A 20,143-nucleotide genomic window follows, 5' to 3' on the forward strand; every position below is an offset into this window, starting at 1 on the left:
CGGTGTTGCACGTACTTGGACGCAGCGCGTCGCCGTTCGGATCCCTCGGATTTGCCGACCATGCCGTTCCGGCGCAAACCCGGACGATCGTCAGTTACGAGGTCGACCACACCCCGAGTTCGTTGCCGCTGGGATCGGTGAAGTGGAACCTACGACCACCGGGGAAAGCATAGGGGCCGTTCACGATCTCGCCACCCGCCGCGCGCACCCGCTCCGCTGAGGCGTCGAGATCGTCGGAGTAGAGCAGCACCAGGGGACCACCGCGTACGGCCGCGACCTCGCTCGTCGCGAGACCCCCGACCTCGGGCAGGTCCGGGCCGCCCGGATTCGCGATTCCCGCGTATGCGGGACCGTAGTCGTTGAACTGCCAGCCGAACGCAGCCGCGTAGAACGCCTGCGCCGCGGCCGAGTCGGTGACGGTGAGTTCGATGTAGTCGATGGCATGGTGTCGGTGCCCGGAGTCGGTCATGGAGAACATTCTGCGTCGTCGCACCGACAGATACGTCAGATCGAACCCAGAACCGACGAGGCGAGCCCGACGACGACCGGGACGATCCCGAGACAGATGAACGCGGGCAGGAAGCACAGTCCGAGCGGGCCGCTGATCGCGACACCGGCCCGTTCGGCGGCGGCGAGTGCGTCGTCGTGCGCCCGGCGTCGAACATCATCGGCGAGTTCGGCGAGACCGCCCGCCAGCGACGAGCCGGCCCGCGCCGACCGGCGCGCCATCGCGGCGAGTGCATCGAGATGGTCGTCGGACGTCTCGCCGTCCGGTCCGTCGAGCAGGGCCGACCATGCCGCGTCCGGATCGGCGCCCAGCTGCAGCAGGTCGGCGACGTGAGCGAGGGGCGCCGCCATCGACGCCGGCGCGCGTTCGGCGACCACCGAGGCCGCGGTCCCCACCGGCAGACCGGCGCGTAGGCACACCGCGAACAGATCGAAGGCCGCCGCGACCGCGAACGGGTCGTCGGCGGTGGGACCGGCACCGAGCCACCACGGCGTGCGATCGGGCGGCGGCGGATCGGTCACCCGATAGAGCAGCCAGCGCGGCGCGGGCCAGATCCACAGCGCGGCCGCGAGCAGCACCGCCGAACACGCCGTGCCGGTGAGGCCGCCGGCGATCATCGTGCCAGCACCTTGCCGGTGATGCGCTCGGACCAGCCGATCCCCGCGGCGACCAGAGCGCACCCGACCACCAGCAGGATCCCACCCAGGCCACCGCCGAGGAGGACCTGGATCGGACCCGCACCGGTCGCCTGACCCAGGGCGATCCCGAGCAATGGCAGACCGGCGAGGACCGCCGCCGTCGCCCGCGGTCCGGACAGTCCGGCTCGCGTCCGATCCGCGAAGCCACGCCGCGCCTGAAGATCCGAACGCACTGCACCGAGCAGGTCGACCATCGGCAGGCCGCGGTCCTCGGCGATCTGCCAGGCCACGCCGATACGACGCCAGGACGCCTCGCCCGAGACCCTGCCCGCCAGGCCGGCCCCGGACACCGGGTCGATCACCGACCCGCCCAGGGCGGCCCGGAACGCCATCGACTCCAACCCGTTCGCGATCTCCGCTCCGGTGGCCGGGTCATGGGGCTCGCGACGACGGAGTTCGGCGACCGCGACCTCGCAGGCCCGGACCGGTGGCGCGCCCACCGACAGTTCGGCGATCATCAGCGACAGCCCCAGGAGCAAGTCATCCGACTGGCGGACGAGGCGCTTCTCGGCCGACCGCCGCCGACGTACCCACAGCACGACGGTCACAACGATCGCGGCAGCGACGGCGGCCGCCAGTCCGCCGATCAGGAGCGCCCCGAACGGGACCGTCATCGGGATCAGCACGGCCGGTGCCGATCTCCGGGCGGGGCGGGGTTGTCCGGACACCGTATGGAGTCGGTGTCTCGCTCGCGGCGCGGCCGACAGCTGCAGCGCGACGCCCACGGCTCCCACGACCAGCGCGACGGCGACCGGCGTGGACATCATCGTCGGTCCCCCGACACCGGCCCACGCCCGGCGACCAACCGGTCGAAGTGATCGCGCTCCGCCGTGAATCCGCTGTTCCGCAACCAGATCGGCACGATGGTCACGCGTCCGGCGTCGTCGCGCCGGACGACCCCGACCTCGGCGAGTCCGCGGGTCCCGCCCGCGTTGCGCGCCACGCCGAGCACCACCTGCAGTGCGGCACCCAGCTGACTGTGGAGAGCGTCGCGGGCCATGCCTCCGAGGGCGGCGAGGGCCTCCATCCGCGCCGGCACCTCCGACGTCGAGTTCGCGTGGACCGTGCCGGCACTCCCGTCGTGCCCGGTGTTCAGCGCGGTGAGGAGGTCGATGACCTCACCGCCGCGAACCTCTCCGACGATGATCCGGTCGGGTCTCATCCGAAGTGCCTGACGGACCAGGGTCCGCACCGGCACCTCGCCCACGCCTTCGACATTCGACGCGCGCGCGACCAACCTCACCACCTGCGGATGGCGCGGGGCCAGTTCGAGCGCATCTTCGACGCAGACGACCCGCTCACGCGGATCCATCGCTCCGATCAATGCGTTGAGCAGGGTCGTCTTGCCGGTCCCGGTACCGCCGATCACCAAAAATGCCAGGCGGTTCCGAAGGATGTCCCCGATGATCGGCACCACCTCGGACGGGATCGCGCCGCTCTCGACGAGGCTCGGCAGATCCTTGGATGCCGAACGCAGGACCCGCAAGGAGATACATGTACCGTCCGCGGCAAGCGGCGGGATGATCGCGTGCAGCCGCACGGTGTATCCGCGCCGACCGACGTTCGACAGCTGCCCGTCGACCCAGGGCTGGGCGTCGTCGAGCCGCCGCCCGGCGCCCAGGGCCAGCCGACCCGCGAGGCGGCGTACCGACGCCTCGTCCGGGAAGCGGATCGTCGTCTGCTCGAGTCCGGATCCGCGGTCGACCCAGACTTCGTCGGGACCGGCGACCAGGATGTCGGCGATGTCGGGTTCGGCGAGGAGTTGCTCGAGCTTGCCCGCTCCGGTCAGCTCGGTCTGCAGGAAGCGGAGGGCGGCGAGCAGGTCGGTGTCACCCAGCACTCCCCCGGCCTCGGCGCGGATCGCGTCGGCGATGACGGCCGGACTCGGGTCGGCCGCGTCGGCGGCCAGTCGCGAGCGAACCCGGTCCAACAGCGCCTCGTCGGCCGGCCCGTCGATTCGCGCCTGGGTCACGACGCACGCTGTCGGCGCTCGGCGACTCTGGCGTGCACGGTGTGCGCCGCGCGTCCGAGCGGACTGCGGCGTCGCAACCGCAACGGACCACCCTCCAGCCGCCCCGCGAGACGGGGCTCCGGCCGATAGGCGGCGAGCAGTGGGAGTCCGATGGCATCGGCGACCTGTTGCGGACGCAACCCGCCGGGCGACGGGCCGCGCACCACCAGCTCGACGGCCACCTCGTCACCGACGACACGGTCGACGATGCGTCGAGCCGCGGCGCATCCGCCGACGGTGGGCGTGGTCACCACCACCACGACATCGGAGGACGCGATCGCGGCGCGCACCACCGGCGCGTCGGACCGGGGCAGGTCGAGCACGACGAGATCACCATGGGTGTGCCCCGCGTCGATCACCGCGGTGACCGCCTCGACACTCAACCCGGCGCTCGGCCGGCGTTGTGAGGTCAACACCGCCAGGCCCTCGCCCGCGCTCGGCAGCGCCTGGTGGAGCGCCGTACCGCCGACGACGCCGCCATCGAGCGAGAGATCCTGCCACCGCAGCCCGCGGCGGCGCTCGATGCCCAGCAGGAGATCGGCTCCGGCGCCCATGTCGTCGAGGTCGAGCAGCAGCGTGGGCGACTCGGCACCTGCCGACGTCAGCGCAACCGCCGCGGCCAGGGTCGACGCCCCGGCACCACCGTGAGCACCGATGAGCGCCACGACACCCGCGGGTCGGCGTCTGGGCACCCGGCACTCCGTCAGCACCCGGACGAGGCGTCCTTCGTCGGCCGGGAGCGTCGATGCGTCTTCGATACCCAGTTCCATCGCCATCCGCCAGACGTGTGCTCCCGGTTCGGCCGCACTCACCAGTACGAGACCGGGTCGCCGAGGTGGGCGCACCCGGTCGAGAACAGCGATCGCGGACGGGTCGGCCGCGACGGCCCGGGCGGTCAGCCATTCGCGACGGCAATCGTCCGCCGGCGCGTTGAGGACGTGGTATCCGGCTGCGGCGGCGCAGCGAGCGACGTCGTCGTGGAGGTCGGGATCTACGAGAACCAGGAGTTCATCGGGCATGCAGCCGATCATGCGGCAGGTGCGGCATTCCGACGCTTGGGATCGCGGGCGGTTGGGGACGGCGACGAAGGCTGTGGACAGACTCTCGCGACCGGCGGGGTCTCGGGATACAAAAGACCCCAGACAGAGGACAACCCCGGCCAGGGGGGGAGGAGGCCGGGGTCGTCACGTTTCAGCCCCGGGGGGTCGGGCTGAAACGTGACGGTATGAGAACCGGGTACCGATGACTATACACACGGTTTTGGTTTATTTGCAAGCACAACAATCCCATTCACTAATGTCCGTTCTACTGCCGAGTAACCAGGTGGTCGAATGCGACGCCCGTTCCGGGCGCATATTCGGGAATCGCGATTCAGCCTCGCGAATCGCGCAACGTCTTTGCAACGTTCCCGCTCGAGGCCGCCGAACCCCCTAACCGGACACCCACCGCCCCCGAACCGCCGGCGGATTCCGTCGAAGATGCTGCGTCACAGAGTGTTTCGTCGCCATCCGCAAGTTGCTCAATATTCCGGCGCCGAACGCTTGATGTGATCGGCGTCACGGTGTAGAACAGTGGTTACGGAATCTCGGAAGGCCAAGTTCGATCCGGAAGAGAAGGAACGGACCCCCACGCCGAGCACTTCCCAGCACGGGCGGCAAGCACCCACGCGGAGCACGCCGCATATGGCAAAAGTGTTGTGCGCCTGCGACATCACAGTCAGGACGACCGACCGCCACCACTCGATGCGCCACCGCCTTCCTCTCGTGAGGCGCCAGGCCCGAGAGGAATGGCCCACAGCTGGCAGCACGTGGACGGTCAGTAATCCCGACTCGCGATCAATCGCCGAGGCGGTGACCACAACCCACCAAGCACGCTTGGTAACTTGAGTCCGTGCTACGCGGGCGGCAACCGCGTCGTTTACGACGCCGGCGGCCGCCCGCAGTGCTGTCCGGGCCGCGTTCGAGACCGCGCGAGACTAACCCGACCGGGCCGCGTCCGCGATCGACTTCGCCTCGGCCGCACCGGATTCCAGGGCCTCGCAGCAGAAGATGATCCAGTCCCGCAGGCCCGACTCGGTACCAGCCCCGAAGTTCGTCGCCAACGTGCGATACTCGCCGACCCGCTTGAACCAGGTCACCTCCGGCACGCCGAGGCAGTGCGGGTCCAGCCCGGTCGCGGCGCCGACGAGCCGAGACGCGGCACGAGCGACGACACCGTTGGCAGCGGGGAAGGCGTCCACTGCCAGCAGCTCGCCGTGCACCACCGCCACGAGCACCGGCGCCGGGACCGAGGTGGCGCCGGTTGTCAACTGCCCCAACAAGTTGAGACGTTCGGCGACATCCGTCCCACTCCGGGGCCGCCCGAGATCTTCCGGGTCGTCGACGAGGTCCGCGGCGGCGAGGGTGTGCAACCTCGCCAGCGCCTGCGCGGGAGCCCGGCGGATCACCGAGGTGAGTGTGACCAGCGAATCGCCGTCGAGGGCCTGCGACACCCGCATCGCGCCGGCCAAAATCGGGTCGTCGAAGTCGCCATCGCGTCGGAGCTCGACACTTCCGCCGTCGATCGCGGCCGAGGACCGGCCCGCCCGCCACGACGCCTCGGTGGCGGTCTTGTCCCATCCTCGCAGGTTGGCGGGGTGCCGGTGCACTGCGGAGAGGGCATCCCGTGCTCGATCGGCGGCGGCGGCGACGCCGGGCAGCTCCAGCAGGGGCAACAGTGGGTCGGTGGTCACGAACCGACGATAGTTGCGGCCGCGGACCGCTCACCAGGTCGCCCTCGGTTCGGTCGATCAGGGCTACGGATTCGGACACCCACGGTGTCAGCCGAATGGGCGCCGATGATCCATTGTTAGTCACCGTTTCAGATAATGCGCACCTGTAATTGTTCACGGTGTTCGTCAGTTGACTGACTGAAACGCATCGCTCCCGACGTCGGCGCGGTCCAGAGGGCATCCCGACCGCTCGTCGCCGCTTACCCGCCGTTCGTCGCCAATCGGCCGCGCTCACATACCGGACGGTTCCAGCCTGGACCGCGACGTGACTACGCTCACACTGATTGCCCGTTCTGACGCCAGGTCACCCTACTGTTGAGTGACCGCCGTCGACAGCGAAAGGCCCTTGTCACCGATGTCCTCCACCGTCCAGGCATTTCCTCCCTCCGACGAGTTCGCCGCCCAGGCCAACGGCACCGCCGAGATGTATGACCATGCCGATGCCGACCGCCTCGAGTTCTGGGCCGAGCAGGCCCGGCGGCTGGACTGGGCCACCGAGTTCACCACCACCCTCGACTGGTCCGACGCCCCGTTCGCCAAGTGGTTCGTCGGAGGCAAGCTCAACGTCGCGGTCAACTGCGTGGATCGGCACGTCGCCGCAGGCAAGGGCGACCGCGTCGCCATCCACTGGGTCGGTGAACCCGGCGACACCCGCGACCTCACCTACAGCCAGCTGCTCGCCGAGGTCAGCAAGGCCGCCAACTACTTCTCGTCCATCGGGCTGGTCGCCGGGGATCGCGTCGCCATCTACATGCCGATGGTCCCCGAGGCCCTGATCTCGATGCTCGCCTGCGCCCGCCTCGGCCTCACCCACTCCGTGGTCTTCGCCGGCTTCTCCTCCGGAGCGCTGCGCTCCCGCGTCGACGACGCCGAGGCCAAGCTCGTCATCACCACCGACGGACAGTACCGCCGTGGCCAGCCGGCGCCGTTGAAGACCCAGGTCGACGAGGCGCTCGGCACCGGCGACGACGCCGCGGAATCCGTCGAGAAGGTCCTCGTCGTGCGTCGTACCAACCACGACCCCGACCTGAACTGGGTCGAAGGCCGCGACGTGTGGTGGGAAGACACCGTCGACGAACAGTCGGACACCCACGACGCCGAGGCCTTCGATGCCGAACACCCACTCTTCCTGCTCTACACCTCGGGCACCACCGGCAAGCCCAAGGGCATCGTCCACTCCTCCGGCGGCTACCTCACCCAGGTCAGCTACACGTTCCACTACGTCTTCGACCACAAAGAAGGCCGCGATGTCTTCTGGTGTGGCGCCGACATCGGCTGGGTGACCGGCCACTCCTACCTCGTCTACGGTCCGCTCTCCAACGGCGCGACCGAGGTCGTCTACGAGGGAACCCCCAACTCCCCCAACGAACACCGCCACTTCGAGATCATCCAGAAATACGGCGTCACCATCTACTACATCGCGCCGACCCTGATCCGCACCTTCATGAAGTGGGGACGGGAGATCCCCGACGCCCACGACCTGTCCAGCATCCGGCTGCTCGGCAGCGTCGGCGAACCGATCAACCCCGAGGCCTGGAAGTGGTACCGCGAGGTCATCGGCGGCAACTCCGCACCCATCGTCGACACCTGGTGGCAGACCGAGACCGGCGCCATCATGATCTCGCCGCTTCCCGGCGTGACCGCGACCAAGCCGGGATCGGCGATGAAGCCCCTGCCCGGCATCAGCGCCAACATCGTCGACGACCAGGGCAACCCGGTCGGCGCCGGTGAGCAGGGCTACCTCGTGCTCGACCAGCCGTGGCCGTCGATGCTGCGAGGGATCTGGGGCGACGACGAGCGCTTCCGCGACACGTACTGGTCACGGTTCGCCGAGCAGGGCTGGTACTTCGCCGGCGACGGCGCCCGCTACGACGAGGACCACGCACTCTGGGTCCTCGGACGCGTCGACGACGTCATGAACGTCTCCGGCCACCGCATCTCCACCGCCGAGGTCGAGTCCGCGCTCGTCGGGCACTCCGGTGTCGCCGAAGCCGCGGTCATCGGCGCCGCCGACGAGACCACCGGCCAGGGCATCGTCGCCTTCGTCATCCTGCGCGAGGGCGTGGAGAACACCGGGGACCAGCTGATCGCCGAACTGCGCCAGCAGGTGTCGGTGGAGATCTCGCCGATCGCCAAACCCCGCGAGATCAACGTCGTGCCCGAACTGCCCAAGACACGCTCGGGCAAGATCATGCGCCGTCTGCTCAAGGACGTCGCCGAAGGCCGCGAACTCGGCGACACCTCCACCCTCGTCGACCCGTCGGTCTTCGAAGCGATCCGCGCGAAGAAGGCCTGAGGCCGTTCGAGTTCTCCAGGGCCTGCCGACCTGAGGTCGGCAGGCCCTGCCCGTCTTCGCGCCACTCCATTCGATGGGTGGCTCGCCACCCCATTCGACGGGTGGCTCGCCACCCGGATCGCCCGCGCATGGCAACATATGGCCATCAGCCGAACAACGGAGGATTCTGTGAGCCCCAACGAGCACGGCCTGCCCGACGCGGGCCGGGACTCCGTCCCGTCGATCCCGCTCTCCGACGCCAACGCCGGCCGCAACGGCGAACCGACGATCGGAAGCCTGGTCAAGGACGCGACCGCCAGTGTCTCCACCCTGTTCCGATCCGAGGTCGCGCTCGCCAAGGCCGAGCTGGTCACCGAGGCCAAGAAGGCCGGCGCGGGCACCGGGCTGCTCATCGTCGCCGGTGTGATGGCGCTCTACGCGAGCTTCTTCTTCTTTTTCTTCCTCGCCGAACTGCTCGACGAGTGGGTCTGGCGCTGGCTGGCGTTCCTCATCGTGTTCCTCATCCTGGTGGCGGTCACCCTGATCGCCGCGTTCGTCGGATACCTGTTCTTCAAACGCGTGCGCGGACCCGCGAAGACGATCGAGACGGTCAACGAACTGCCGACCGTCCTGCCCCACCGCGGCGCGGCGCACGACACCACCACGCACCCGAGAATCCCGCCCGCCCGCGAAGGGTGATCCGTGAGCGAGGAGCCCGACCCCTCGACCGTTCGTCTCCCGGGTGATTGGGAGCATCTCGACGTCCGCGCCAACGGAGTCCGTTTCCACGCCGTCCAGCCCGCCGGCGTTCCCGCTGACGACCGCCCGCTGGTGCTGCTGCTCCACGGTTTCGGCGAGTTCTGGTGGAGCTGGCGACATCAGCTGACCGCGCTCACCGACGCCGGCTTCCGCGCCGTCGCCGTCGACCTCCGCGGCTACGGCGACACCGACAAACCGCCGCGCGGCTACGACGGCTGGACCCTGGCCGGCGACACCAACGGCCTCGTCCGCGCGCTCGGACACACCCGGGCCACCCTGATCGGACACTCCGACGGCGGCCTGGTCTGCTGGGCGACCGCCACGCTGCACCCGCGCGTCGTCGACCGGATCGTCGTCATCGCGTCCCCGCACCCCCGCGCCCTGCGTCGACGCGTGTTGCGCGACAAGGCACAACGCACACAGTTCCTACCTCTGTTCCTGCGCAACCAGATCCCCCGCCTCGGTGAACGGCAGGTCACCCGCGACGACGCGGCCTTCGTGTCCGACTACTTCGCGGAACGGTCGTCGGCTCCATGGCGCGGTGAACCCGACTACGCGCACACCGTCGAACTCAACCGGTCGGCCATGCTGATCCCCAACGTCGCGCACTGCAGCCTGGAGTACCGGCGCTGGGCGTTCCGTTCGCAGTTCCGACCCGACGGCGCCCGCTTCATGGAACTGATGGACCAGCGGCTGCATCTCCCCGTGCTGGCCCTGCGGGGCCGCGACGACCCGTACATCCTCGACGACGCGATGGCCGACAGTCACCGATGGGCCGCGCACCAGACGTATCGGCAGGTCGAGGGCAGCGGCCACTTCGTCCATCAAGAACAACCGGCCGCGGTGACCGAGCACATCCTCGAGTTCCTACGCCACGAACCCGCACCCACGGCCGACGGCGCGCGCCGATCGGCCCGCAAGGTCAGGCGAGGACGCAACGTTGCGTACTCACCCGCTCGCTTCGTCGCTCGGATTCGTCGAAGTCGGAGCGCACCTGACGGGCGGTGAGCACGAAACCGGTCTCGTCGGCGGCATTCTCGGCCGCACCGAAGACCACACCGAGCACCTCGCCGTCCGAATTCAGCAGCGGTCCACCCGAATTGCCCTGCCGGATCAGACCACGGACGGCGTAGACCTCACGGGTCACCTGCCCGGTCCGGTAGATGTCGTCACCGGTGTGGGCGAAGACCGCACGCACCCGCAGCGGGCTCACGTAGAACGGTCCGGCCTCGGGGAAACCGAGTGCGATGGCGTCGTCCCCGGTCGACGCGGGGCGTGAGGCGAACCGCAGGGCCGGCGCCCGGAGGCCCGGGACGTCGAGAACCGCGATGTCGTTCTCGCTGTCGAAGAGCACGACGCGCGCCGGGAGCTGCGCCCCCGTCGAGGTCTGGACCTCCAGCCGTTCGGTGCCCGCGACCACGTGCGCGTTCGTCATGACGCGCTCCGGAGAGACGACGAACCCGCTCCCCTCGAGAGCCTGCCGGCAGCTCGGTGCCACGCCTTCGATCTTCACCACGCTGGGACGCGCCTGCGTCACCACCGGCAGTTCGGCCAGCGCCTGATCGGGAGGGTCGACGTTCGTCGACGGGGTGCTGACGAACGGGAGCTTCGGGAGTCCCGAACTGTCCAGGAGCGCCTTGAAGTCGTCCGGGATGTCGTCGACCCACTGCGGCGACACCGCGTCGACCCCGGTGAGCACCTTCGAGTCCCGAACCGCCCCGGCGATCGCCGGGTCGGCGGACTCGCGCAGCGGGATCGCCAGCAGGCCCGCGGCCAGCAACACCGCGACCACCTGCAAGAGCGAGCCGACTCCGCTGTCGACGGCGCGCAGCCCGGGCGACCGGATGCCACCGCGAGCCGCACGTCCCAGAACCATGCCGGCCACCTCGCCGACGACCACGAGCACGACCAGCACCAGAATCCCGGCGAGCACCCGCACCTGCAGATCGTCGAACTGCTCGATCAGGCGGGGCGCGAGCAGCAGACCGGCTACGGCGCCGAGTGCGACTCCGATGAACGCCAGGGCCGAGGCGACCGCACCCGACCGGTACCCGCTGGCCGCCGCGAGCAGGGCGATGCCGATCACGATGATGTCGACCCACGTCGAGCCGGTCATCGGGTACCTCCGGGCTCGGCGTTACCGGCGTCGACCACGTCGCGGTCGTCCGGGTGCAGCTCCGCGAACCCGGATTCCTGCCGGCTCCCGGCGAGCTCGATCATCTTCTCCAACGAACGAACGTCGGCGGAGTCCCACGGACGGTCCCAGCCGGACACCTCGCTGATGGCGGCGATGAGCCCACCCGTGAATCCCCAGACGAGCAGCTGTTCGACGAAGAACGCGGGCCCCTTGTAGACGATGCCGACCGCCTTGCGGCGGACCTGGAACCGGTTGTCCGGGTTCAGCAACTCGCGCAGTTTGATCCGGTCCACGCGCGCGGTCTCGCCCTGGTCGACGACGCGCACCTCGCTCGGGCGGTGCCAGTAACCGATCACCGGGACGACGTCGAAGCCCGAGACCCCGACGGGAAAGCTCGGCAGGGTCGCGAGGATCGTCACCCCGGATGCGTCGAGGCCGGTCTCCTCCGCCGCCTCGCGCAGCGCGGTGCCCACCGGGAAGTCGTCGCCGGGATCGGCCGCGCCCCCGGGGAACGCGACCTGCCCGCTGTGCTGGCGAAGTGTGGGAGCGCGCTCGGTCAGCAGGACCTCGGCGTCGGCCGGCACCCCGCCGGGATGATCGTCGGCCGACTCCCACGAACCCGAGAACAGGATCAGAACGGCCGCCGACCGGGAGTTGGTCGGCAACATCGACGCCCAGCGCGATCGATCCCCGCCGCGGTTGTCGACGCTTTTCCTGACGGCGCTGACATCGTCGGTCAACGCCCGCAGCCACGGCGGGATCTCGTCCCTCGGGACCAGCGGTCCCGCATCGGCGCGCGAACGCCCGCTCATATCCGCACGCCCAGATGCTCGGCCACCGAATCGGCGATCTCCTCCGGACTGTCGAAGACACCGGGATAGACCTCGGCAACCGTGCCGTCGGGTCGAAGAAAGACGGTCGAGGGGAACACCCTGGGCGCGTTGATGGCCGCGGCCACCTTTCCGTCGAGGTCGAGCACGGACGGCAAGCGGACTCCGATCTCGGTGAGCAGCGTCAGCGGGAAGAACGGGTTGCTACCGCCTTCCTTGGCGTGCAGGGCCAGCACGGTGACCCGGTCGCCGGCCCGCGCGGCGAACTCCTCGAAGTAGGGCAGCTCGGTCTTGCACGGACCGCACCACTGCGCCCAGACGTTGATGACGAGCGGCCGGCCGGCCGTCGAGGCACCGAGGTCGTAGGGCGCTCCGGTACTCAAGCAGGGTTCGACGACGCCGTCGAGGACGGAGTCCGGCGACTCCGGCAGTCCGGTGACCGGGCAGTCCGGCAGGTCGGCGGTGCTGCGCGCCTCCGCCAGACGCGCCTCGTCCACCGGCGCATCGATCGGGCGGACTCCACTCGACGAGGGCGGTGCGCTCGACATCGGCGACGGATCGTCCCCGCGCGGCCAGATCGCCACGATCAGCGCGATCATCACGACCACGAAGACCACGGTCCATCGCGCGGCGGGCGGGAAACGAGAACCCCGGGGCGACGCCGGGCCGCTTGGTTCGCTCACGGGGCCGCGATCCCGGCCAGCGCGAGGAGATGCTCGGTCTCCGGCCCCTTCACCAGGGCCGCGGCCTCGGTCTTGTCCATCGGTCCGGTGCCCACCGACGGACAGTCCTTGGCGAGGACGCACACCCCACACGCCGGCTTGCGCGCATGACACACCCGTCGGCCGTGGAAGATCACCCGGTGCGACAGGTCCGTCCACTCCCGCCGCTCGATCAGCTCGCCGACCGCGTGCTCGACCTTCACCGAATCGGTCTCCTCGGTCCACTGCCAGCGCCGGACCAGGCGGCCGAAGTGGGTGTCGACGGTGATGCCGGGCACACCGAACGCGTTGCCCAGCACCACGTTCGCGGTCTTGCGCCCGAACCCGGGCAGCGACACCAGATCCTTCAGATTGTCCGGGACCTCCCCGTCGAACCGCTCGACGAGCGCCTGCCCGAGTCCGATGATCGAGTTCGCCTTGTTCCGATAGAAGCCGGTGGGACGGATCATCTCCTCGAGCTCGGTGCGGTCCGCCCCGGCATAGTCCGCGGCCGTCCGATACCTGGCGAACAGCGCGGGGGTGGTCATGTTCACACGCACATCGGTGCACTGCGCCGACAGGATCGTCGCCACCGAGAGCTCGAGCGGGTCGGTGAAGTCGAGTTCGCAGTACACGTGCGGGAAGGCGACCTGGAGGGTCCGATTCATCCGCCGAGCGCGCCGGACCAATCCGAGATGGGTCTCCTGCTTGCGTGCCGGGGTCGGTCCCGCGGCCGCAGACTTGCGTGCGCTCACCTGATTCAGGTTAGCGATGCGCACGGCGAAGCCCGATTCCGCTGGCCCCCGACACGGGGCGAAGCACTCTCACACACCCCCTGAATGGAACATCACCGCAGGTCAGAACCGCGTGTTCGCCCTGGGAGAAGGGCTGGTCACGGCCACATCGGCGTGCTCACGCGCAACCTACGGTCAGGTAACAAGTCAATGACGGCGGCCCTCTCGATGCGGTTCCGGGCGGGTCGATTGTGTTTACTTGTCCCCATGCACGGTCTCGCGGCGCTGCTGTTCCCGGCTGTACTCATGTTGTTCGCCATGGGCATGGACAAGGTCCAGTCCCGGATCGACCGCTCGGCGGTCTCACGCGATGAGGTGGAGGACTTCCTCGACTCGGCCGACGCCCAGAACGTCCAGACCCTCGCCCGCGAGGGCATGCCGGCCGCGCTCGACGAACTCCGCGACCGACGGGTCACCCGTCACGAATCAGCGGTGTCCGGCCACACCGAATCGCCGCAGCGGGCCAGCTGACCGGCCGTCGCCGCCCCCGCTTCCGTACCGCCCGACCACCGCGTCGACACTCCGCCAATCGGACACACCCGCAATGAGCTTCCAGTGACCCATCCAACACATATGCTTGTGCGCGGGGTAGCGTAGCCAACGGCGCGATCTGACGCGGGCTGTAGAGAGATTCGAGAAAGGTTCCCTAGGTGGAAGAAGTACTGGCGCGGGCGGGCATATTCCAGGGCGTCGAGCCCTCCGCCGTCGCGGCGCTGACCAAGCAGCTTCAGCCCGTCGACTTCCCTCGCGGACACGTGATCTTCCACGAAGGCGAGCCTGGCGATCGGCTCTACATCATCATGTCCGGCAAGGTGAAGGTCGGCCGACGCTCGCCCGACGGACGCGAGAACCTGCTGACGATCATGGGCCCGTCCGACATGTTCGGCGAACTCTCCATCTTCGATCCCGGCCCCCGTACCTCGTCGGCGACGACGGTCACCGAGGTCCGCGCGGTGTCGATGGACCGTGACGCGCTGAAGGCGTGGATCAAGGACCGTCCGGAGATCGCCGAGCAGCTGCTGCGCGTGCTGGCACGCCGCTTGCGCCGCACCAACAACAACCTCGCCGACCTCATCTTCACCGACGTGCCCGGTCGCGTCGCCAAGCAGCTCCTGCAGCTTGCGCAGCGCTTCGGCACCCAGGAGGGCGGCGCGCTGCGCGTCACCCACGACCTGACCCAGGAAGAGATCGCCCAGCTCGTCGGCGCGTCGCGCGAGACCGTCAACAAGGCGCTCGCCGACTTCGCCCAGCGCGGATGGCTGCGCCTCGAGGGCAAGAGCGTGCTCATCGCCGACTCGGAGCGTCTCGCGCGCCGCGCGCGCTGACTCGAGTTCACCACGAAGCCGCTCGCTCCTCCGGGAGCGGGCGGCTTTGCTCTTCCCTCGAAGGGTCAGGCTTCGCGCAAATACTCCAACTGTGCCTTCACCGACATCCGCGCGGCGGGCCACAGCTTCTTGTCGACGTCGGAGTACACCTTGCGCACCACCTTCATCGGCTTCGCGTCGCGGGCCGAGACACCCATCGTGTCCAGAGCGGCGACGATCTGGTCGATCCGCTCCTCGCGATGCGCCTTGTAGTACCGCGCGACGGGGCCCAGATCGGGATGGTCCGGACCGTGCGCCGGGAGCAGTGCCGCTCCTTCCCCTTCGACGATCAGACGGTTCAGCGAGTTCAGATAGTCGCGCAACCCGCCGTCGGCGGGATCGAGCACGGTCGTGCCACTCCCGAGGATCGTGTCGCCGGTCAGGACCGCACGTTGTCCGTCGTGTTCGACGAGGAAGCTGACGGAATCCCCCGTATGTCCCGGGGTGAACAGCACCGTGATCCGCAGACCCGCGGCCTCGATCACCTCACGATCCCGCAGTGGCGCCCCGTTGCGGCAGTGCTTCTCCAACCGAGCGCGTACCGGCGCACCCGTGCGCTTGTGCAGGCGCGACACCCCGCCGGTGTGGTCGAAGTGCCGGTGGGTCACCAAGACCAGTGCGACCCCGGGCAATTCGGCGAGGCGCCGGGCGTGGTGTTTGTACTTCGGCGGTCCCGGGTCGACGACCACGCATTCCTCACTGCCGGGAGCGCGCAGCACGTAGGTGTTCGTGCCGTCGAGTTCCATCATCCCGGAGTTGTCGCACAGCAGGACCGACGCGAAGGGGGTCACTTCCCGCAGCACCCCGTAGGCAGGGTGCGTGGGTGCGGCGTCGTTCGGTGAGCTCATGGTCCCCGAGCCTATCCACTCGGTGCGGAGAACCGGGCGAAGCCCGACGATCCGACCATGCCGAGTCGATCCCCGGGTCAGACCCCGCCGACCGTCGCACCGTTCACGGACTGCTCGCCGGCCGACCCGTCCACCACCGTGGGCGCCACCTGATCCTGCAGGCTGCGCAGCAGCGCGGCACCCTGGGTGATCACACCGGTCATGATCTCGTTGACGCCCTCGGCCCCGTTGTACACGGTGAGGTTCGCGGTGCTGAGGCCCTTGGCGACCTCGCCGACGAGCGTGGGCAGGGCCTCGATGAGCTGCTGATCGAGGGCGATGCGGTTGTGCTGTGCGGCGGCCGCCGACTGGATCTCGACCGCCTTGGCCTCCGCCTCGGCGATGATCTGTCGTCGTAACGCCTCGGCCTCGGCCGGTTTCACCACTTCGGAGATCAGTTCCTGTTCACGGAGTTCGGCCTGCGCCTGCGCGAGCACGGACTGTTCGCGGATGACCTCCTGGTTGACCCGCGCCTGCGCGAGCGGACCGGCCTGGGCGGCTTCGGCATTGGCCTTGTCGGTCTCGGCCTTGATCGCAGCCCGCTTGATCGCGGTCTCCCGCTCGTAGTCGGCCTGGTTCCGCAGCGACTCCTGCTGCGCCTTCGCCGACTCCTGGTCGGCGCGAGCACGCTCGACCGCCGCCTCGCGCTGCACCTTGGCGATGTTCGGGGCAGCCAGCGCGTTGATGTAACCGGAATCCATGTCGTCGATCGACTGGATCTGGAACGAGTCGACGACGAGACCGATCGATCCCATCTCACGCTTGGACGCGTCGAGCACCTGACGAGCCAGGGTGTCGCGCTCGCGGATGATCTGCTCGACGGTCATCGAGCCCACGATGGAACGCAGGTGACCCGAGAAGATCTGTCCGGTCAGCTGATTCATCTCGTTCTCCTGCTCGGAGATGAAGCGCTGTCCGGCGTTGACGATCGACGCCACGTCATTCCCGACCTTGTGGGCGATGACCGCCCGCACGTTGAGTTGGATGCCCTGGGTCGTCACACAGACCTCGCGGATCGTCGCCTCGTGCAACGCCATCGACAGGAAACGGACCTTCCGGAAAAAGGGCATGACCCACTTCCCGTGCCCGACGACGACCACGAACGGCGCATCGTCGAAGTCGGACTTGGCGCCGGAGATCAGCATCGCCTCATCGGGTTCGGGAACGTAGTAGCCGAGCATGGTCTCTCCTCGAGCGGCAGGCGATATGTGCCGACGTCAGATCCTGCCGCATCCGGGACCTTTCGACGATCGGTTGTTCACATGGTTCGGTTCGCCGTGCCCGGGACCGGTACCCATGGCTCGACGTCGACGACTCGGCCGGAACGTTCGGCGATGACCAGAACGGGCGCGTCGAGCCCGATCGGTGCGGCGGCGCGGGCGAGGAACCGCTCGGTTCCGCCGGCCAACGGCAGTTCGATCTCCCCGAGGAGTTCGCCGCCCGGTATCGACATCGTCACCGTCCCGGTACGCCCGACGAGTTGCGATGCTGCCATCCGACGGCCTCCCCAGTGTCCCCGATCCGTGTGTCGAACCCTAGGCCATGGCGGTCCGTCGTCGGTCGCGGACACCGTCGAGCACCACGTAGGCCGCCGTCAGCACCGCGATCACGGCGGCGCCGAGCACCAGCACCCCGTAGCCGAAGGCCCCGACGACGAGTCCGGAGAGCGCGCCCGCGCCGCGCCGGCCAGACTCATCGCGGTGTCCGAAACCCCCTGCGCCGGTGCGCGTCGCGCGGTGTCGACACTGTCGGTGAGGAGCGTGGAGGCCGCCACCGTCGACGCCGACCATCCCACGCCGAGCAGGACCAGCGCGACGACGAGACCCGTCTGCGATTCCGCGAAGACGAATCCGACGACGCAGCTGACGACGAGTGTCGCCTGACCGCCGAGGATCACCGGGATCCGGCCGGTCCGGTCGGCGAGCAGGCCCATCACCGGTGCGAGCGCGTACATCCCGGCGATGTGCGCGCTGATCGACAGGCCGACCAGCGTCACCGAGGCGCCCCCGTGATGCATGTGGACCGGCGTCAGCGCCATCACCCCGACCATGACCGCGTGCGCCGACACCACCGCGGCCATCGCGGCCCGCGCCGGCGGCGAGTGCGTGATCGCCGAGAGCCCTTCGGCCAGCGACACTTTGACACGACCCCCGTCCGTTTCGCCGGTCACCACGACCAGCGGGTCGGGGCGGAGGCCGACGAACAGCACGGCCGCCGCCCCGAAGCACCCGACCGCACCCACGAGGAACGGACCCGACAGATCGGCCATCGCGAACCACCCGGCGACGGTGGCGCCGATCGGGACCACCGCCGGCCCGATCACCGCGCCGACCATCGTCGTCCACACCACGAGCGAGAGGTCGCGGCCACGAGTGCCGGCCGACGACAGATCCGTTGCCGCGAAACGTGCCTGCAGGCTCACCGCGGTGCCCGACCCCACCCCGGCCATTCCGACGAGCATCAACGCGAACCAGCCGCGATCGACGGCGGCGGCCACGACCAGCGAACCGGCCCCGGCGATCACCAGGCCCGTGGTCAACGCGGGACGCCGCCCGCGTCCGGCGGCCAGTGACGCCAACGGGAGACCGGCGGCCGCGGCCCCCAGCGTGACCACGGTCGTCGGTATGCCGGCCAGGGACGCCGTTCCCGACAGTTCCTCACCGAGGATCGCCCCGAGCGCCAGCGCTCCGCCCATCGACAGGCCGGCCAGGATCTGGGCCGTGCACAGCAGGACGATGGTCCGCCGTTGCAGAGCGACGTTCTCACTCATGATCGCGGACGACCGGGTCTGCTCCGCATCCGCAGCGAATTGATCGTGCCGAGAACACCCGCAGCGAGTGGGACCACAAGCGCCACCTGTAGCGCGACCGGCCGGACTTCGGTGTTGATCCGGATGATCTCGTCGCTTACGTCCGTGGGCTGCCCGGCCAGCAACTCGGTCAGTTGTGTATTGCTCATGACCTGTGCGTCGTCGTCGAGCACCTGCGCCACCCGCTGCTGTTCCGCGGGCGCCAGGACCTCGCTGGACTCTGCCTCGCGCGCGAATCCGAAGGCGAGCGAGGCCAACAGGATCGCACCGGCACTCGCGAGTCCGAAGGACAGACCGAATGATCCGGCCGCAGAGTTGGTTCCGGCCGCCTCGCTCACACGCTCGTCGCTCATCGGCCCGAGCGTGTAGTCGTTCAGCTGCGAGACGAGCAGCCCCAGGCCGGCACCCGCCACGACGAGTGGCACGACGAGACCCCAGCCGAAGTCCGCCCGCGGCACGATCGGGAGCAGAACCGCGACCCCGAGCGTGAGCAAGCCGAAACCGATGAGCACCAACGTCGACGGGGGCCGGGTGTGTGTCCGCCGACCGGCGACCAGCGCGACCGCGAACATGCTGAGCGACAGGGGCGCCAGGGACAACCCGGCCTCCATGGCGTCGTACTCGAGGACCATCTGCAGATAGATCGGCAGCGAGATCATGATGCCGCCGAGAGCGATCTGCTGCAGCAACTGCTGGCTGACGCCCAGGCGGAACGGCTTGGAGCGAAACAGGTCCGGGTCCAATAGCGTGGGCCGCCCGGCGCGCCGCCGGCGGGTCAGCCACCAGGTCAGTCCGCCCAGACCCGCGGCACCCAGGACCAGCAGGATGCCGACGGCCTCACCGCCCTCCTGCCAGACGAGGATCCCCAGCACGATCCCACCCATTCCCAGCACCGAGAGCAGAGCACCGACGGGGTCGACTCCCCGTGGACCCGTGTACTCGACGTCGCGGACCAAACCGATGCCGCACAACACGATCGCGATGATGACGACCTCACCGACGAAGGCGATCCGCCAGGACAGGTATGTGGTGATGAAACCGCCCAGGAGCGGGCCGACGGCGGCCGCGATCGCGGCGGCGGCGCCCACGAGGGCGTAGACCCGCTTCTGGTCGCCGCCGTGAAAGTTGCCGTGTACCAGCGACTGCATCGCGGGCAGGAGCAGGGAAGCCCCTATCCCGCCGACGATCGCCCAGAAGACGATGATCGTCGTGAGACCTTGTGCGAGCGCCATGGCCGACGCGCCCACGGCATAGGCGAGCAAACCGATCACGTAGGCCCGCCGGCGACCGATCAGATCCCCGACTTTGCCCCCGATCAGGATGAACGCGGCGGACACCAACGCCTCGAGGGCAATCGCCGACTGCACACCGCTAACGGTCGTGTCCAGATCACGGACCACCGCCGAGATCGACACATTCATGAACGAGGTGTCCACGACGAGAACGAACATCGCCATCGCGAGGAGCAGCGCGAGGACCCGCTGCTTTCCCGACAGCGGCGTCGCGGCCTCGGAAGCCGTCGAATCGCTGATGATGCACCGCCTCTACGACGATCGGGTCGCGACCCGTCCGCTGCGGGGTCGACGAGGAGAGCATAGTT

At 69.1% G+C, this 20,143-nt stretch carries 19 protein-coding genes and 1 pseudogene; 5 read left to right on the forward strand and 15 right to left on the reverse strand.

The window, feature by feature from the left end; all coding sequences use genetic code 11:
• Window positions 1-94 precede the first annotated feature (94 nt).
• From FFS52_RS01895 to FFS52_RS01920, 6 genes are all read right to left on the reverse strand, one after another.
• Window positions 95-469, reverse strand: coding sequence for a VOC family protein (locus tag FFS52_RS01895; protein ID WP_078111969.1), 375 nt, complete (start codon window positions 467-469; stop codon window positions 95-97).
• Window positions 470-504: 35 nt separating this feature from the next.
• Window positions 505-1,125 (reverse strand): type II secretion system F family protein, encoded by a 621-nt coding sequence (locus FFS52_RS01900; protein WP_137808644.1) that lies wholly within the window; start codon window positions 1,123-1,125, stop codon window positions 505-507.
• Window positions 1,122-1,973 (reverse strand): type II secretion system protein F, encoded by an 852-nt coding sequence (locus FFS52_RS01905; protein WP_171011525.1) that lies wholly within the window; start codon window positions 1,971-1,973, stop codon window positions 1,122-1,124. Before FFS52_RS01905 ends, FFS52_RS01900 begins: the two co-directional genes overlap by 4 nt.
• Window positions 1,970-3,178, reverse strand: coding sequence for a TadA family conjugal transfer-associated ATPase (locus tag FFS52_RS01910; RefSeq protein WP_078111775.1), 1,209 nt, complete (start codon window positions 3,176-3,178; stop codon window positions 1,970-1,972). The genes FFS52_RS01905 and FFS52_RS01910 overlap by 4 nt, the downstream gene beginning before the upstream one ends.
• Window positions 3,175-4,236, reverse strand: coding sequence for a septum site-determining protein Ssd (ssd, locus tag FFS52_RS01915; RefSeq protein ID WP_137808645.1), 1,062 nt, complete (start codon window positions 4,234-4,236; stop codon window positions 3,175-3,177). Before ssd ends, FFS52_RS01910 begins: the two co-directional genes overlap by 4 nt.
• Window positions 4,237-5,192: 956 nt before the next feature.
• Entirely contained in the window at window positions 5,193-5,948 is a 756-nt protein-coding gene (locus FFS52_RS01920; protein WP_137808646.1) for an oxidoreductase, read from the reverse strand.
• Between the two features lie 394 nt (window positions 5,949-6,342).
• Between FFS52_RS01920 and acs the strand changes: the two genes are divergently transcribed.
• The 3 genes from acs to FFS52_RS01935 all read left to right on the forward strand — a co-directional run bounded on the left by acs (window position 6,343) and on the right by FFS52_RS01935 (window position 10,029).
• Window positions 6,343-8,283 (forward strand): acetate--CoA ligase, encoded by a 1,941-nt coding sequence (gene acs / locus FFS52_RS01925; protein ID WP_065630685.1) that lies wholly within the window; start codon window positions 6,343-6,345, stop codon window positions 8,281-8,283.
• A gap of 168 nt (window positions 8,284-8,451) precedes the next feature.
• On the forward strand, window positions 8,452-8,961 hold the full coding sequence (locus tag FFS52_RS01930; RefSeq protein ID WP_065630684.1) for a phage holin family protein: 510 nt from the start codon (window positions 8,452-8,454) through the stop codon (window positions 8,959-8,961).
• A gap of 3 nt (window positions 8,962-8,964) precedes the next feature.
• Window positions 8,965-10,029: an alpha/beta hydrolase gene (locus FFS52_RS01935; RefSeq protein ID WP_137808647.1), complete on the forward strand. Its 1,065-nt coding sequence runs from the start codon at window positions 8,965-8,967 to the stop codon at window positions 10,027-10,029.
• On the opposite strand, the gene FFS52_RS01940 is transcribed toward FFS52_RS01935, so the two are convergent.
• From FFS52_RS01940 to nth, 4 genes are read right to left on the reverse strand one after another with little or no spacing between them, the layout of a single operon-like run.
• Window positions 9,944-11,137, reverse strand: a complete 1,194-nt coding sequence (locus tag FFS52_RS01940; protein WP_065630682.1) for a MarP family serine protease — start codon at window positions 11,135-11,137, stop codon at window positions 9,944-9,946. The two genes, FFS52_RS01935 and FFS52_RS01940, sit on opposite strands and share 86 nt — an antisense overlap.
• A complete protein-coding gene (locus FFS52_RS01945; protein ID WP_137808648.1) occupies window positions 11,134-11,970 on the reverse strand; it encodes a CoA pyrophosphatase in 837 nt (278 codons plus the stop codon). Before FFS52_RS01945 ends, FFS52_RS01940 begins: the two co-directional genes overlap by 4 nt.
• The gene (locus FFS52_RS01950) at window positions 11,967-12,671 is read right to left on the reverse strand and encodes a TlpA disulfide reductase family protein (RefSeq protein ID WP_065630680.1); all 705 of its coding nucleotides are present in this window, start codon (window positions 12,669-12,671) and stop codon (window positions 11,967-11,969) included. Before FFS52_RS01950 ends, FFS52_RS01945 begins: the two co-directional genes overlap by 4 nt.
• Window positions 12,668-13,357, reverse strand: coding sequence for an endonuclease III (gene nth / locus FFS52_RS01955; protein ID WP_249356304.1), 690 nt, complete (start codon window positions 13,355-13,357; stop codon window positions 12,668-12,670). The genes FFS52_RS01950 and nth overlap by 4 nt, the downstream gene beginning before the upstream one ends.
• Before the next feature lie 333 nt (window positions 13,358-13,690).
• Here nth and FFS52_RS01960 point away from each other — a divergent pair, with 333 nt between their 5' ends.
• A complete protein-coding gene (locus tag FFS52_RS01960) occupies window positions 13,691-13,954 on the forward strand; it encodes a hypothetical protein (protein ID WP_058251089.1) in 264 nt (87 codons plus the stop codon).
• A gap of 179 nt (window positions 13,955-14,133) precedes the next feature.
• Entirely contained in the window at window positions 14,134-14,808 is a 675-nt protein-coding gene (locus tag FFS52_RS01965; RefSeq protein ID WP_004022089.1) for a Crp/Fnr family transcriptional regulator, read from the forward strand.
• Between the two features lie 65 nt (window positions 14,809-14,873).
• Here the strand turns inward: FFS52_RS01965 and FFS52_RS01970 are convergent, their stop codons facing one another.
• The 5 genes and pseudogenes from FFS52_RS01970 to FFS52_RS01990 form a co-directional block, all read right to left on the reverse strand.
• Window positions 14,874-15,695, reverse strand: coding sequence for an MBL fold metallo-hydrolase (locus tag FFS52_RS01970; RefSeq protein ID WP_078111781.1), 822 nt, complete (start codon window positions 15,693-15,695; stop codon window positions 14,874-14,876).
• A 77-nt stretch (window positions 15,696-15,772) separates the two neighbouring features.
• The gene (locus FFS52_RS01975) at window positions 15,773-16,915 is read right to left on the reverse strand and encodes a flotillin family protein (RefSeq protein WP_058251087.1); all 1,143 of its coding nucleotides are present in this window, start codon (window positions 16,913-16,915) and stop codon (window positions 15,773-15,775) included.
• Between the two features lie 77 nt (window positions 16,916-16,992).
• The gene (locus FFS52_RS01980) at window positions 16,993-17,229 is read right to left on the reverse strand and encodes a hypothetical protein (protein ID WP_058251086.1); all 237 of its coding nucleotides are present in this window, start codon (window positions 17,227-17,229) and stop codon (window positions 16,993-16,995) included.
• A 40-nt stretch (window positions 17,230-17,269) separates the two neighbouring features.
• Window positions 17,270-18,504: pseudogene (locus tag FFS52_RS01985) on the reverse strand (MFS transporter).
• A complete protein-coding gene (locus FFS52_RS01990) occupies window positions 18,501-20,000 on the reverse strand; it encodes an MFS transporter (RefSeq protein ID WP_311199281.1) in 1,500 nt (499 codons plus the stop codon). The pseudogene FFS52_RS01985 and the gene FFS52_RS01990 overlap by 4 nt, the downstream one beginning before the upstream one ends.
• Window positions 20,001-20,143 lie beyond the last annotated feature (143 nt).

The organism is Gordonia sp. ALPHA1B1 (assembly GCF_005502615.1).
GTDB classification, from domain to species: domain Bacteria; phylum Actinomycetota; class Actinomycetes; order Mycobacteriales; family Mycobacteriaceae; genus Gordonia; species Gordonia hongkongensis.

Bases quoted from the DNA above. Each gene is read 5' to 3' on its own strand.
- ssd (WP_137808645.1), bottom strand. From the start codon at position 4,236: ATGCCCGATGAACTCCTGGTTCTCGTAGATCCCGACCTCCACGACGAC.
- FFS52_RS01980 (WP_058251086.1), bottom strand. From the start codon at position 17,229: ATGGCAGCATCGCAACTCGTCGGGCGTACCGGGACGGTGACGATGTCG.
- FFS52_RS01975 (WP_058251087.1), bottom strand. From the start codon at position 16,915: ATGCTCGGCTACTACGTTCCCGAACCCGATGAGGCGATGCTGATCTCC.
- FFS52_RS01945 (WP_137808648.1), bottom strand. From the start codon at position 11,970: ATGAGCGGGCGTTCGCGCGCCGATGCGGGACCGCTGGTCCCGAGGGAC.
- FFS52_RS01970 (WP_078111781.1), bottom strand. From the start codon at position 15,695: ATGAGCTCACCGAACGACGCCGCACCCACGCACCCTGCCTACGGGGTG.
- FFS52_RS01940 (WP_065630682.1), bottom strand. From the start codon at position 11,137: ATGACCGGCTCGACGTGGGTCGACATCATCGTGATCGGCATCGCCCTG.
- FFS52_RS01900 (WP_137808644.1), bottom strand. From the start codon at position 1,125: ATGATCGCCGGCGGCCTCACCGGCACGGCGTGTTCGGCGGTGCTGCTC.
- acs (WP_065630685.1), top strand. From the start codon at position 6,343: ATGTCCTCCACCGTCCAGGCATTTCCTCCCTCCGACGAGTTCGCCGCC.
- FFS52_RS01895 (WP_078111969.1), bottom strand. From the start codon at position 469: ATGACCGACTCCGGGCACCGACACCATGCCATCGACTACATCGAACTC.
- nth (WP_249356304.1), bottom strand. From the start codon at position 13,357: ATGAATCGGACCCTCCAGGTCGCCTTCCCGCACGTGTACTGCGAACTC.
- FFS52_RS01905 (WP_171011525.1), bottom strand. From the start codon at position 1,973: ATGATGTCCACGCCGGTCGCCGTCGCGCTGGTCGTGGGAGCCGTGGGC.
- FFS52_RS01990 (WP_311199281.1), bottom strand. From the start codon at position 20,000: ATGGCGATGTTCGTTCTCGTCGTGGACACCTCGTTCATGAATGTGTCG.
- FFS52_RS01960 (WP_058251089.1), top strand. From the start codon at position 13,691: ATGCACGGTCTCGCGGCGCTGCTGTTCCCGGCTGTACTCATGTTGTTC.